At 69.1% G+C, this 12908-nt stretch carries 11 protein-coding genes and 2 pseudogenes; 11 read left to right on the forward strand and 2 right to left on the reverse strand.

Translation table 11 applies throughout. From position 1 onward, the window contains the following. Positions 1–232: 232 nt before the first annotated feature. From AKJ13_RS27875 to AKJ13_RS27905, 7 genes and pseudogenes are all read left to right on the forward strand, one after another. Positions 233–1366, forward strand: coding sequence for a methionine ABC transporter ATP-binding protein (locus AKJ13_RS27875; RefSeq protein WP_050736244.1), 1134 nt, complete (start codon positions 233–235; stop codon positions 1364–1366). After that, the gene (locus tag AKJ13_RS27880) at positions 1356–2021 is read left to right on the forward strand and encodes a methionine ABC transporter permease (RefSeq protein ID WP_050736245.1); all 666 of its coding nucleotides are present in this window, start codon (positions 1356–1358) and stop codon (positions 2019–2021) included. The genes AKJ13_RS27875 and AKJ13_RS27880 overlap by 11 nt, the downstream gene beginning before the upstream one ends. A 42-nt stretch (positions 2022–2063) precedes the next feature. Continuing rightward, positions 2064–2843, forward strand: a complete 780-nt coding sequence (locus tag AKJ13_RS27885) for a MetQ/NlpA family ABC transporter substrate-binding protein (RefSeq protein WP_050736246.1) — start codon at positions 2064–2066, stop codon at positions 2841–2843. Between the two features lie 343 nt (positions 2844–3186). Continuing rightward, positions 3187–4410: an acyl-CoA dehydrogenase family protein gene (locus AKJ13_RS27890; RefSeq protein WP_050736247.1), complete on the forward strand. Its 1224-nt coding sequence runs from the start codon at positions 3187–3189 to the stop codon at positions 4408–4410. Between the two features lie 331 nt (positions 4411–4741). Continuing rightward, a pseudogene (locus AKJ13_RS27895) lies at positions 4742–5462 on the forward strand (ABC transporter permease subunit); the annotation flags it as partial. After that, positions 5456–6248 (forward strand): annotated as a pseudogene (locus AKJ13_RS27900) (ABC transporter ATP-binding protein). The pseudogenes AKJ13_RS27895 and AKJ13_RS27900, both read left to right, overlap by 7 nt. Positions 6249–6342: 94 nt before the next feature. Further along, positions 6343–7296, forward strand: a complete 954-nt coding sequence (locus AKJ13_RS27905) for an aliphatic sulfonate ABC transporter substrate-binding protein (RefSeq protein ID WP_050736248.1) — start codon at positions 6343–6345, stop codon at positions 7294–7296. Between the two features lie 4 nt (positions 7297–7300). Here the strand turns inward: AKJ13_RS27905 and AKJ13_RS27910 are convergent, their stop codons facing one another. Further along, a complete protein-coding gene (locus AKJ13_RS27910) occupies positions 7301–8710 on the reverse strand; it encodes a methyltransferase domain-containing protein (RefSeq protein WP_050736249.1) in 1410 nt (469 codons plus the stop codon). 112 nt (positions 8711–8822) lie between these two features. On the opposite strand from AKJ13_RS27910, the gene AKJ13_RS27915 reads away from it, so the two are divergent. The 4 genes from AKJ13_RS27915 to AKJ13_RS27930 all read left to right on the forward strand — a co-directional run bounded on the left by AKJ13_RS27915 (position 8823) and on the right by AKJ13_RS27930 (position 12000). Further along, positions 8823–9635 carry a glycosyltransferase family 2 protein gene (locus AKJ13_RS27915; RefSeq protein WP_244471772.1) on the forward strand — a complete coding sequence of 271 codons (813 nt, stop codon included), beginning with the start codon at positions 8823–8825 and terminating at the stop codon, positions 9633–9635. A 155-nt stretch (positions 9636–9790) separates the two neighbouring features. Next, positions 9791–10648 carry a triphosphoribosyl-dephospho-CoA synthase MdcB gene (gene mdcB / locus AKJ13_RS27920; protein WP_050736254.1) on the forward strand — a complete coding sequence of 286 codons (858 nt, stop codon included), beginning with the start codon at positions 9791–9793 and terminating at the stop codon, positions 10646–10648. An 86-nt stretch (positions 10649–10734) separates the two neighbouring features. After that, a complete protein-coding gene (locus AKJ13_RS27925; RefSeq protein WP_050736251.1) occupies positions 10735–11469 on the forward strand; it encodes a DUF3750 domain-containing protein in 735 nt (244 codons plus the stop codon). Positions 11470–11766: 297 nt separating this feature from the next. Then, positions 11767–12000, forward strand: coding sequence for a hypothetical protein (locus tag AKJ13_RS27930; protein WP_050736252.1), 234 nt, complete (start codon positions 11767–11769; stop codon positions 11998–12000). Positions 12001–12046: 46 nt separating this feature from the next. Here the strand turns inward: AKJ13_RS27930 and AKJ13_RS27935 are convergent. Next, positions 12047–12908 (reverse strand): DUF2778 domain-containing protein (locus AKJ13_RS27935; protein WP_050736253.1); only part of this gene is annotated, 862 nt, incomplete at its 5' end.

Genomic DNA, 12908 nt, shown 5'->3' on the forward strand with positions numbered 1-12908 from the left:
CCCCCGGAATTGGGTGTTAGGCACTCGTCCTGGGCCAAGGCCAATCAGCAATCTTGGCCGGAAAAATATTCTGCCTGAATTGCGAAACACAAAAAAACGTTCTCTGGAGCCGGGAAACTATGTGCCCGCCTTTCCTTGACCGCTCTCGGCGTCGACCGTCATACAGATCGCTTGCGGATCACCCGATAGCATTGCGGACCCACCGGTCCCGCTCGAGGAGCACCCACAGGCTGTGTCCACCCTGCTGCCGTCCAGCGAACCCGCCAGCACGCCGTTGATCCGGTTCGAGAACGTCTCGAAGACCTATCCGGCGCGGAAGGGCGCGGCGCTCGTCTCGGCGCTCTCGGGGATCGACCTCTCGGTCCCGGCCGGCACGATCCTCGGAGTGATCGGGCGCTCCGGCGCGGGCAAGTCGACGCTGATCCGGTTGATCAACGGCCTCGAGCGGCCGAGCGCCGGCCGGGTCCTGGTCGGCGATGCCGAGGTGTCGAGCCTGTCCGAGCGGGACCTGCGGAAAGTGCGGGCCCGGGTCGGCATGATCTTCCAGCACTTCAACCTGCTGTCCTCGCGGAACGTCGCCGACAACGTTGCCCTGCCGCTGGAGCTCGCGGGCTGGAAACGCGCGGCGATCCGGGCGCGCGTCGCGGAATTGCTCACCCTCGTCGGGCTTGAGGCGCAGGCCGGTCGCTACCCGGCGGAGCTGTCCGGCGGCCAGAAGCAGCGCGTCGGCATCGCGCGGGCGCTCGCCACCGAGCCGGACGTGCTGCTCTCCGACGAGGCCACCTCCGCCCTCGATCCGGAGACCACGCGCTCGATCCTGGCCCTGCTGAAGCGGATCAACCGCGACCTCGGCCTGACCATCGTGCTCATCACCCACGAGATGTCGGTGATCCGCGCGGTCGCCGACGACGTGGCGGTGATCGACCGCGGCGCGATCGTCGAGCGCGGCACGGTCTACGAGGTGTTCACCCGGCCCCGAGCCGAGGTGACCCGCAGCCTGCTCGCGGGCGAGGTCGGGCTGGACCTGCCGGCCGGCCTCGCCGAGCGGATCTCCGCCGATCCGCGGCCCGGCGGCGCGCCGGTGCTGCGCCTGTCGCTGCGGGGGGCGCAGGCCGACACTGCGATCATCGCCCGGCTCGCCCGCGAGACCGGGATCGAGGCCGTGATCCTGGCGGGCGCGGTGGACGAGATCGGCGGCCAGCGCTTCGGCTCCCTGGCTGTCGGCCTGTCGCCGGGACCGGACGTCACCGCCCGGGCCCAAGCCTATCTCGCCGGTCTCGGCATCCCGGCCGACTTCCTCGGCTATCTGCCGCCGGCCCAAGACGCCGCCCAGAACGCCGCCCAGGGGGCCGCCCGTGTCGCCTGAGCTGATCAACCTGCTGGTCCAGGCCACCGTCGACACGCTGACCATGGTGGCGCTCGCCTCCGTCATCGGCACGCTGCTCGGCCTGCCGATCGGCGTGTTCCTGGCGACGAGCCAGCGCGGCGAGTTGCTGGCCGCGCCCGCTCTCAACGCCGCCCTCGGCGTGATCGTCAACGCGACGCGCTCGACGCCCTTCATCATCCTGGTGGTGGCGATTATCCCGTTCACCCGGCTGGTGGCCGGCACCTCGATCGGGACCTACGCCGCCAGCGTGCCACTGACGGTGGCGGCCACGCCCTACATCGCGCGGCTGGTCGAGGCAGCGATCCGCGAAGTCGATCACGGTCTGGTCGAGGCCGCGCGGGCCTTCGGTGCCAGCCCGGCCCAGATCATCCGCAAGGTGCTGATCCCGGAGGCGCTGCCCGGCATCGTCCTGGGGCTCACCCTCGCGGTGGTGTCGCTCGTCGGCTACTCGGCCATGGCCGGCGCGGTCGGCGGCGGCGGTCTCGGCGATCTCGGCATCCGCTACGGCTACCAGCGCTTCCGGCCCGACATGATGCTGGCGGTCGTGGTCGTCCTGATCGTGCTCGTGCAGGTGTTCCAGAGTGCCGGCGAGCGCCTCGCGCGCCGCCTCAACCGGCGCCACCGCCAGAGCTGAGCCGCAGACCCGTTCGACCCCGAAATCGCGAGACCGCCTGCCATGTTGCGTCGCCTGGTGCTTGCCGCCCTCCTCGTGCTGCCCGGTATCGGGCACGCGGAGCCCCTGAAGCGTGTCCGCATCGGCGCGACGCCGGGACCGCACGGGCAGATCCTGGAGGCGGCGAAACCCGTCGCGGCGCGCAACGGGCTCGACCTGCAGATCATCGAGTTCTCGGATTACGTGGTGCCGAACGAGGCGCTGTCGGCCGGGGAGATCGAGGCGAACTCGTTCCAGAATCAGCCCTTCCTCGACAACCAGAAGGCCGATCGCGGCTACAGGATCATCGGCGTCGCCCCGACGGTGAACTTCCCGCTCGGGATCTACTCGAAGCGGCATAAGAGCTTCGATGCGGTGCCGACTGGCGGCACGATCGCGATCCAGAACGACCCGACCAATGGCGGCCGCTCGCTCCTGCTCCTGCAGGACAAGGGCGTGATTAAGCTGAAGGCCGGCACCGGATTCAAACCGACGGTGGCCGACATCGTCGAGAACCCGCGCAAGCTCCGGTTCATCGAGGTCGACGCGGCGCAGACGCCCCGGTCGCTGGACGATGTCGACGCCGCGGCGGTGAACACCAACTTCGCGACGCCCGCCGGCCTGAAACCCTCGGACGCGATCCTCAAGGAGGAGCCGAAGGGGCCCTACGTGAACCTCCTGGCGGTCCGGGAAGCCGACCGCGACCAGCCCTGGGTGAAGGCGCTCGTGGAGAGCTATCGCAGCCCCGAGGTCAAGGCGTTCATCGAGAAGACGTTCGGCGGCACCGTGCTGCCGAGCTGGTAGCGGGCGCGGTCACACCGGTCGGCACATCGCCGACCGCGTATCGCGAGACGATTCGTCCGGCGGTCCCGGCGGGCCGCTTCGGGAGCGCGTCTCTCTCGAAGATGCCGCCCTGCGCCGACCGCGTCGCTTTTCGACGAGAATGTTGTTTCTCGAAAGAGCAGACGTCGAGAAACACCTGTTCGTACAGTAGTTCGCGAAGAGATCCCGGTTCCAAATCGATCTACACCGGTCGTTTTCCTCGCATTGCCGCTTGAGATCACAGCTCGACTTGGCGAATCCATAGGTCTCGCCCCGAACGCCTTCCGGCATCGGCCGCGACGACCAGGATGGAAAGCTTCGGGCGATGACGCAGAGGGATGCGGGTTGGGGCGCTGGCCCGAGTGAGCGCTACGAGGAATTGGCCGCGCGCTTCCGGCCCACCTTCGCCGAGATCCGGGCCACGGCGGTCGAGCGCGACCGCACGCACCGCCTGCCGCATGCGGAAATCGGCTGGCTGAAGGAGGCCGGCTTCACCACGTTGCGCCTGCCGATGGAGGCGGGCGGCCACGGGGCCAGCCTGCCCGAGCTGTTCAACCTGCTGATCGAGCTGTCGCAGGCCGATTCGAACGTCACCAACGCATTGCGGGCCCATTTCGGCTTCACCGAGGACGTGCTCGGCTCGACCGACCCGGACTGGCGCGCCCGCTGGATCGCCAGGATCGCCGCCGGCGCGACGGTGGGCAGCGGCGTCTCCGAGACCGGCCCCGCCAAGGTTGGCCAGTTCGAGACGGTGGTGCGCCGCCGCGGCGCCGAGCGGGTCGTATCGGGCAAGAAGTTCTACACCACCGGCTCGCTGTTTGCCGACTACATCCATCTCTCTGCCGATGACGAGGACGGCAACGCCCTGACGGCGGCGGTCCCGACCCGGGCGCCGGGCGTCGAGATCGTGGACGATTGGGACGGGTTCGGCCAGGCGCTCACCGCGAGCGGCACGATCCGGTTCGAGGATGTCGTCCTGTCGCCCGACCTGATCAAGCCCGATCCGGCGCGCTTCCCCTACGCGATGGCGTTCTTCCAGCTGGTCCATCTCGCGACGCTCGCCGGGATCGGGCGCGCCGCGGCCGAGGATGTCGGGCGCCTGGTCGCCGAGCGAAACCGTGTCTACAGCCACGGCAATGCCGGACGCACCGCCGAGGATCCGCAGATCCTGGCCGTGGTCGGCCGGGTGCGCGGCAACGCCTACGCGGCCGGTGCGGTGGCGCTGAAGGCGGCCGAGGCGTTGCAACGTTCCTATAAGCTGCACCGCGGCGCGCTGGGTCCCGAGGCGGAGCGCGCCACGGCCCTGGCGGATGTCGAGGTCAACCAGGCGGTCACCGTCGTCACGAATCTCGTCCTTGAAGCAACCACCATCCTGTTCGATGCGCTGGGTGCCTCGGCGGTCAAGCAGGGGCTCGGCCTCGACCGTTACTGGCGCAACGCCCGCACCATCGCGTCGCACAATCCCCGGATCTACCGGGACCGGATCGTCGGCGCCTTCGCGGTGAACGGCACCGAGCCGCCGCGCCAGTACCGCGTCGGCTCGGCCTGACGCCGGAACTAAGTTCGTCCCGGGTAACGACTCAAGCAAGCGAGGAGCTTTTTCCGAGTCCTCAAAATGATCAGAATACGCTTTCGTTGACTCCGCGCCGGTGCGACCGAATACTCGTTCTGTTGATCCCTCGACGGATCATTCACTGAATATGAGGACGCAAGGTGGGCTCGGCCACTTGGCCGGGCCACGCCCTGCGTCGGACCACATCGCCGCGCGGTCGCGCGGCCCGGAGACGTGCGATGATTGACGACCCGTCACATCCGGGACACGAAGATTCGGCCCGGATGCCCTCGCACCGCCTGCTGCTGCGCGCCGGCGGGTGGCTTCGGCGGTCGCCCTGCTGGCCTGGGAGCTGGTCACGGCCAAGTTCGATCTCTTGCCGATGCCGTTCTTCCCGCCGCCCCAGGCGATCCTCGAAGTGTTCCTCGACGATTGGCCGAAGCTCGGCGGCAGCACGCTGAACTCGCTGATCCTGCTGGCCGGCGGCTACGCCTTCGGGGCAAGCCTGGGCTTCGTGCTCGGGGTCGCGATCGGGACCTTCAGAGCGGTCGGCTACTGGGCACATCCGGTGCTGCGCTTCGTCGGGCCGCTTCCGGCGACCGCGTGGCTCCCGCTGGCCTTCTTCGTCTTCCCGTCCTCGTGGTCGGCGAGCACCTTCCTGGTCGCCCTGGCCACCGGCTTTCCCGTGACGGTGCTGACCTGGTCCGGGGTGGCGGGCGTCAACGAGGCCTATTTCGACGTGGCGCGGACGCTCGGCGCCTCGCGCGCCTTCCTGATCCTGCGGGTGGCGATCCCGGCGGCGCTGCCCCACGTCTTCGTCGGGCTGTTCATGGGGCTCGGCGGCTCCTTCGCGGTGCTGGTCGTGGCCGAGACTCGGCGTGAAATCGGGGCTGGGCTGGTACCTGCAATGGGCCCAGGGCTGGGCGGCCTACGCCAACATGTACGCGGCGCTGATCGTGATGGCCCTGATGTGCTCGTCGCTGATCACCCTGCTGTTCCGCCTGCGCGATCGGCTCGTCGCCTGGCAGAAGGGGCTGCTGCAATGGTAGCCGCGACGCGGGAACGACTTGTCGATCAGGCCCTCGGAGTCAGCCTGCAGGTTGAGGCAGTCAGCCACGCCTTCGACATCCGCGGTTGCGCCCCTGCCGGTGCTCGACCGGGTCAGCCTCACCGTCGCGCCGGGCGGGTTCGTGGCGCTCCTCGGACCCTCGGGTTGCGGCAAGTCCACCCTGCTGCGGCTTGTGGCCGGCCTGGAGCCGCCGAATCAGGGCGTGATCACAATCGATGGCCGGCTGGTCGAGGGGCCGGACCCGTCCCGGCTCCTCGTCTTCCAGGATCCGACCCTGTACCCGTGGCGAACCGTGCGCGGGAACGTCGCCCTGGGGCTCTAAGCCCAGGGCGTCGGCCGCGCCGCCCGCGCGGCGCGCATCGACCGGGCTCTGGAGCTCGTCGGGTTGTCCGGCTTCGCGGACGCCTTTCCGCACCAGCTCTCGGGCGGCATGGCGCAGCGGGCGGCCTTGGCTCGAGCGCTGGTGAACGAGCCGCGCCTGCTGCTTCTCGACGAGCCCCTGGGGAAGCTCGATGCTTTGACCCGGCTGGCGATACAGGCCGAGATCCTGCGGCTCTGGCAGGCGAAGCGCTTCACCGCCGTGCTGGTCACCCACGATGTCGAGGAGGCGCTGATCCTGGCCGAACGCGTGATCGTTCTGGACGACCGCCCGGCCGCGATCGGGGCCGAGCTGCCAGTCGAGGCGCCCTACCCGCGCCACCGGGATGATCCCGGCCTCGTCCGGCTGCGCCGGACGATCCTGGAGATCCTCGGCCAAGCGACCTGATCGGAATCGGCCGGCTGCGTCACACCGGCCGCTTGCCCCGGAGGCGCGCACCGGGTGGTAGGGTGCGGCAAGCGCCCTCGCCCCGGATGATACGATGCCCGAAACCCGCCGAAGCCTGCTCGCCGGCCTTGCCGCCGCCCTCGTCACGCCCCTGCGCGCCGCCCGGGCGGCCACGACGCTGCGCATCGGCTACCAGCGGTCCTCGACCCTGATCGCGCTGCTGCGCCAGAACGGCAACCTGGAGAAGGCTCTAGCACCGCTCGGGACAGGGCTATCCTGGCACGAATTCACCAGTGGGCTTCCGATCATGGAGGCCCTCAATGCCGGGCAGATCGACGTCTCGGCCGACGTGGCTGATACCGTCCCGATCTTCGCGCAGGCGGCGGGCGCCCGAATCACCTATATCGCCCAGGAGGCGCCCTCCCCGGACGCGCAGGCGATCCTGGTGCCCGAAGCCTCGCCTGCCAAGGCGGTCGCGGACCTTCGCGGGAAGCGGGTCGCCGTCACCAAGGGTGCCGGCAGCCATTACCTGCTGCTCGCCGCCCTTGCCGAGGCCGGCATGACCTTCAAGGACATTACCCCGGCCTACCTGACGCCCGCCGACGGCCGGGCCGCGCTCACCAGCGGCGGCGTCGAGGCCTGGGTCGCCTGGGATCCGTTCCTGTCCGCGGCGCGGCAACAATCCGGAGCGCGGGTCCTGCGCGACGGTGCCGGGTTGTCGCTGTACAAGCGCTATTATCTTGCAGCCGATCCCTACGTGGCCGCCAACGGCCCCGTGCTCGCCGCCCTGTTCGGTCAGCTGGCCGAGACCGGCGCCTGGGTGAAGGCGCAGCCGGAAGAGGCGGCTGCGCGCCTGACGCCCCTCTGGAAGATCGAGCCCGAGGTGATCCTGCGAGCGAACGCGCGCCGCAGCTACCAGGTGGAGCCGGTGACCCGCGCCGGGTTGTCCGAGCAGCAGAAGATCGCCGACACCTTCCGGGCCGAAGGCCTCCTGCCCCGCCCCGTGGACGCCTCCGCCCTCGCGATCTGGGAGCCGCCGGCGCGGTGAACCTTCAGGCGCGCGGCACGCCGAGAACCTTCCGGCTCTCCTCCGCCAGCACCGCGTGACGCACCGCCTCCGGCCCGACGGTGGGCGTCTCCCGGGCGGCCTTCGCTATGATCGCCTTGAACCGCTCCTTGTCCCAGGATCGGGGGCGCAGGCTGTTCACGACCGCCTCGAGCACGACCCGAACGGCGAGCGACCGCTGGCGCTCGCGCAGCAGTTCGGCGGCCAGCAGCGGGTCGCGGAACTGCGCCGCGCCGAGCGGAACGATGAGGACGGCGTTCTCGGCCAGGGCCGGGTCATCCTCGGCGGCTGCCGTCACGTCGTCGGGCCCCTTCCGCCGGTTGAGGATCTTCGTCGTCTCGTTCAGCAGAATGTGGTGCTGGATCGGCGCCAGCGCATTCGCCGGGACGTCCTGGCCCGCCAGCGCGATCAGCTGCCGGAAGCGGCGACGGTTCAGGCCGAACCAGCCGAGGCTGGCCTGCACGGCCGAGAGGACCCTTTGCAGGGCCTGCGTGCGGTACTCGGCCCTCAGAAGCCGGTCGCGGAGGAGGGCTGCCGATTCGCTGAGCGGCCCGTCCGGCAGCTGGCGCGCCTGGTCGGCGAGTTCGACGATCACGCGCTGCATCAGGGCGGTGCGTTCACCCCTGGCCTCGTCGGCGGAGAGCCGCGCAGCACCCTTGCGCAGCCACACGAAGAATTCCGTCGCGTGCCGCTCCTGGAGCTCCTCGACCCTGAGATCCAGATAGCCGAGCAGCGACAATTCCAGGATCATCAGGCTGAAGCTCGACGGCACGAACACCCAGGCATGCGCGTCGGTATAATCCGGGCGCTGGGCGGCGGCATGCCATTGCAGCGCATCGGTCAACGGATTGACCGGTTCGGCTGGTTGGACGTCGCTCGCAGCCCAGGCCCCGGCCCCGCCGGGTTTCAACGCCATGTTCAAAGCGTAGTCGATATGCGTGCGCAGCGTGTGCCGGTCGCGCCGCTCGAGGAAGGCCGTGATCGCGTCGGCAGTGCCGGAGAGCGGGCGGTAGAAGTCAAAGCACTTGCGCTTGTCCGGCACGGCCAGGATCACGACGCCATCCGGCTTGAGCAGCGTCTCCGCGGCGCGCAGGAAGGTGACGATGTCGGTCGTGTGCTCGATGACGTGGCTGGCGATGAAGGCGTCGAACGTCCCGTGCTGATCGGGCGGGACCGCATCGGCAAGGGAACCCCCGGTCCAGATGATGTCGACCGCCTCGATCCGGTCTATCGTCTGATCGTGGTACTTCTGGAGCAGCTCCTCACGCGAGGCATGATCGACCACGATGGTGTTCCAACCGTCGCGCTTCGGGGCAAGAGGATTGAAGCTGGGGCCGATCTCAATGATCCGTGCGTCCTTGCTCAGGGATCGCAGAAGTTGCGGCGCTCGCTCCATGTCCAGCTTATCTCCTGATTAGCGTCCCGCCGCGTACGATGGCGGCGGGTTAGCAAAATGCCGTCGCGAAGGAAATTGACCGTTGGAGAAAAGGCCGCTCGCCGTAGTTACCATGGCGTACAACGAAGCGACGATGTTGCCGCTCTGGCTACGGCACTATGAGCGGCAGGTCGGGGCCGAGAACTGCTACGTTCTCGATCACGGCTCTAACGACGGTTCCACCGTCGGGATCAACGCGAACCTGATCCGGCTGCCGAGAACACCGCTCGACGAATGGGAGCGCGTGAATACGATCCGGGACTTCTGCGCTTCGCTGTTCATCGGGTTCAAAGGTGTGCTGTTCACCGATGCCGATGAACTGGCCTTGGTCGATCCGGATGTGGCGCCGACGCTGTCCCAATACATTGCAGGTCGCGACGTACCGCCGGTCCTCGACCTGTTCGGTTCCGATGTCCGCCACGTCGAGGGCGAGGCGCCGATCGACCTGCAGCGCCCCGTCTCGCTTCAGAGGGGCTTTGTCCGACCCATCTCATCCCTCTGCAAGGCGACGCTCATCTCCAAGCGGACGGACTGGCATATCGGCTTCCACTGCGTGGTCCACGATCATCGGCCGAAATTCGACGACCTGTTCCTGTTCCACCTGGCCCATTGTGACAACGACATCTTGTTCGAGCGCCAGAAGAAGCGCAACGCCGCCGCACCGGTCGGAATCCCGGACTCGCATCACGCCATCCCGCCCACGGCGTTCCTGGACCATATCAAGTCGGACGTCGCCGGACTTGCGCGCAGACGCGTCCAGCTGCGCCGCGGCGAAGAGCTGTTCGAGACGACCAAGCGGGTGTTCGCCGATGCGATCGAGCGCAAGAGTTGGGCGCAGGTGCCGGATCTCTGGCAGCTTCCGGATCGCTTCGTCGGATCGTTCTGACGCACCGGCTTCGCGGCAGCGCCGCTTATTTGACGGCCGGGTTGAAGCTGCGTAGCAGCAAGCCAGCCGGAGCCTTCGCACACCGCTGCTCCCGGGTCCCGGGGATTGCGCAGCCACACGCATCCCGAACCACGACGCTGCACCGGAGAGGCCGCATTTCTGACCTCGGCCTCCAGGATACCCTCCCCGCGTCGGATCTCTGGGCCGAGCGCGTCGCCGATCTCGCCCATGCGGCGCTGATCGATGAGCTGGAAACCTGGCCCAAGCCGGGTCTCGTCAGCCCGGTCGATTCGGGCAGCCACCACGACATGGATGCGGGCACGCTGCGCCGCAGCGCGGCGGCGATCCGCCCCTATTTCACCGCGCTGGTGGCCGCCGGCAGGCGCAATGCCGGGATGGGCGAACTCCGGGCGATCGGCCTGAGGGCCGAGGCGGCGATGCTGGCGGCGACCGGTGGCGTCAACGCGCATCGCGGCGCCATCTTCTCGCTCGGGCTGATCTGTGCCGGCGCGGGCGTGGCCGGACCGGTCCCCGCTTCGGCGGAAGCGCGGGCCGAGGCTGTGGCGCGTCTGTGGGGCGGGGCTATCGCAGGCGCGCCGGCCTCGACGGACAGCCATGGCGGACGGGCCGCGCGCCGCTACGGCGTCGGCGGCGCTAGCGCGGAGGCCGCCGCGGGATTTCCGACCATCCGCGCCGTGGGCCTGCCGGCGCTGCGCCTCGGTCGGGTCCAGGCGCCGGAAGATCCCGAGGCCGCCCGGGTTCAGTGCTTCTTCGCGCTCCTGGCCGTCCTCGACGACACCAACCTGCTCCACCGCGGCGGCGCGGACGGGCTGACCCGGGCACGGGAAGCGGCCATGGCCTTTCGCGAAGCGGGGGGAATCGCCGCCCCCGATTGGCGGGACCGCGCCGTCGCGATCCATCGCAGCTTCGTAGTGGCTCGCCTGAGCCCGGGGGGCTGCGCCGACCTTCTCGCCACGACACTGTTCCTCGACGCGCTGTCGCGCGAAGTCTGAGCCAAGCTGCACCGTTCGGCCGCATGTGAACCGCGGTTTGCCGTGCCTACATCCGGTCCGCCCTCCATCACGCCCCGGCCCGCCCCGTGTCCCTGATCAGGTTCGCGCTCCTCGCGCTCGTCCTCCTTTTCCTCGTGCCGGTCGCCGTCTCGGCGACGCTGTACTGGCTGCGTGCGGACGGCGACTGGCGCTCGGCCGACCGGTCCAGCGCCGGTCTCCTCCCGCCGGCCGAATCCCATTCCGATGCCGTCGTGCGGATCTTCTCCGCGCGCACCGTGAGTTGGCGGGGCATCGTCGCAACCCATAGCTGGATCGTGATCAAGGGCAGCGGCGAGCGCCGCTATCGCCGCTTCGACTACACGGCCTGGGGCCAACCCATCTGGATCGACCGCTTCGTGCCCGACGGGCGCTGGTTCGGGAACGCCCCGGAGGTCGTCTTCGCGGCCGACGGGCCCGACGCCGAGGCGATGCTCCCGCGCATCCGCAAGGCGGTGGCCGAGTACCGCTACGCAAGTCCGGGCGATTACGTGGTCTGGCCGGGCCCGAACTCGAACACCTTCGTGGCGGCCGTTATGGCCGCGGTGCCGGAGATGCGGGCGAGCCTGCCGACCACCGCGATCGGCAAGGACTTTCCCTATGACGGCCGTTGGATAGGCTGGACGCCGTCGGGCACGGGCCTCCGGATCAATCTCGGCGGCTATCTCGGGCTGACGCTTGCTTGGGTCGAGGGGCTGGAGCTCAACCTGCTGGGTGGCGTGGCCGGGATCGACCTGCGCCGGCCGGGGATCAAGCTGCCGGCAATCGGCCGCCTCGGGATCTGACCCCGGGCCAACGGGGTCGTGCAATCGAGTTCATTGGATTCGAGCGCTCACCGGCTTGGGCGGCTTTTTGTCCGACTTTGCGGTGGATCGGCCGGCACGTGACCCATAGTCCTGTCGAACCATGATGGTGCAAAATAACCGGGTTGGACGATCGCGTTGCCCGGTTGTTATTATGGATATCGCCCGCCTTATGGACCTCTATAGTGGGCCACGGCACAAATGTGCGTTGAACGCGCGACGTAAAGCCTGGATACGGTATGCCAGCCTCGCCCGGACGAGGCATCGGGAGACGCTTTCATGGGGCAGGGGTCCGACAAGCCGGCGGCCGAGTCCCGGGATCGGCTGAGAAATATCTCGGACGCCCTGGGGGTGCCCGTCGCGGCCTTCTACAGTGCCGGGGACGAAACGGAGAGCTATCTGCTTAAGCTCGTCGCGGCGTATCTGGATGCGGCCAAGCCCGAGGTGCGTGCCCGCTTCATCGGCGCGATCGAAGCCCTGCTGCAGGCGGAACGCTCGGGCGTCGATCGCTGACCCGTCTGACCGGGGACGGACGTGTCGAGCTTCGGTCGGGCGAAGCTCAGTTGCCGTTCCGGGCCATCTGGGTGCGCGCCGAGCCCATGGCGAGGCTCGGAAGCGGATCCTGGGTCCCAGCAACGACCACGAGGCGCTGGACTTCGCCTCGCAGATACGCCTGCAGGAACCGATCGTAGTCACGGAACGAGACGCAGCCATTCGAATCGCCGCGCGGGCCGAGCATGTAGGTATGAGCCAGCAGGCCGTCGCGGCCATAGACGGCCTCGTTACCGCCGACCGGGGTGAGCCGGATCGCCCGCACCCCGTGGAACAGCTGCTCCCGCTCCTTCAGATCGTAGGTGCCCGGAGGCGTCGGGCCGCGCATCCGAACATTGACCATCCGCGGCTCGTCGAACCCTTCGCCGAGGCCGGAATGGGCTTCGAGGCGCTCGCCGCTCGGCAGGATCACGACCCGCGCCGCGATGTTGTAGACGGCGGTGCCGGCCGTGGGGCGCGCATCGGTCGGGGCGAGCGGCGGCGAGATGCGCCGCTGCGGCACGAGATCCGCGGGCCGGCTCTCGAGGGCGGCATAGGCGAGCCCGGGCGCGCGCTCGACACCGAACAGCTTCTCCAGGAACGAGCGGTCGTCCTCCCGGGGCTGCACCAGCACCGGCGCGGGCTCGCGGCGGGCGATCCGCCGCTCGGCCCTGCGGGCGAGGTCGGGGCTGCGGGGGGATCGGAATTCAGGCGGCCGCGGAACGGGAAGCGGAACGATCATGGCCGCCCGCGGGGGCTCGGTCGGTAGCACCTCCGGGGCGGGCGCGGCCTCCTGGATCGGCAGGGACGGTTCGATCTGCGTCCACGCCCAGCGTGAGAGAGGCCCGCCGATGGCATTGCGCCAGGCTTCAGGCGCCGGGGCTTCCGCG

The organism is Methylobacterium sp. ARG-1 (assembly GCF_001262595.1).
Classification (GTDB): Bacteria; Pseudomonadota; Alphaproteobacteria; order Rhizobiales; family Beijerinckiaceae; genus Methylobacterium; species Methylobacterium brachiatum.

Coding starts and splice junctions, on each gene's coding strand:
- AKJ13_RS27885 (WP_050736246.1), top strand. CDS start 2,064: ATGTTGCGTCGCCTGGTGCTTGCCGCCCTCCTCGTGCTGCCCGGTATC.
- AKJ13_RS27890 (WP_050736247.1), top strand. CDS start 3,187: ATGACGCAGAGGGATGCGGGTTGGGGCGCTGGCCCGAGTGAGCGCTAC.
- AKJ13_RS27905 (WP_050736248.1), top strand. CDS start 6,343: ATGCCCGAAACCCGCCGAAGCCTGCTCGCCGGCCTTGCCGCCGCCCTC.
- AKJ13_RS27910 (WP_050736249.1), bottom strand. CDS start 8,710: ATGGAGCGAGCGCCGCAACTTCTGCGATCCCTGAGCAAGGACGCACGG.
- AKJ13_RS27915 (WP_244471772.1), top strand. CDS start 8,823: ATGGCGTACAACGAAGCGACGATGTTGCCGCTCTGGCTACGGCACTAT.
- AKJ13_RS27930 (WP_050736252.1), top strand. CDS start 11,767: ATGGGGCAGGGGTCCGACAAGCCGGCGGCCGAGTCCCGGGATCGGCTG.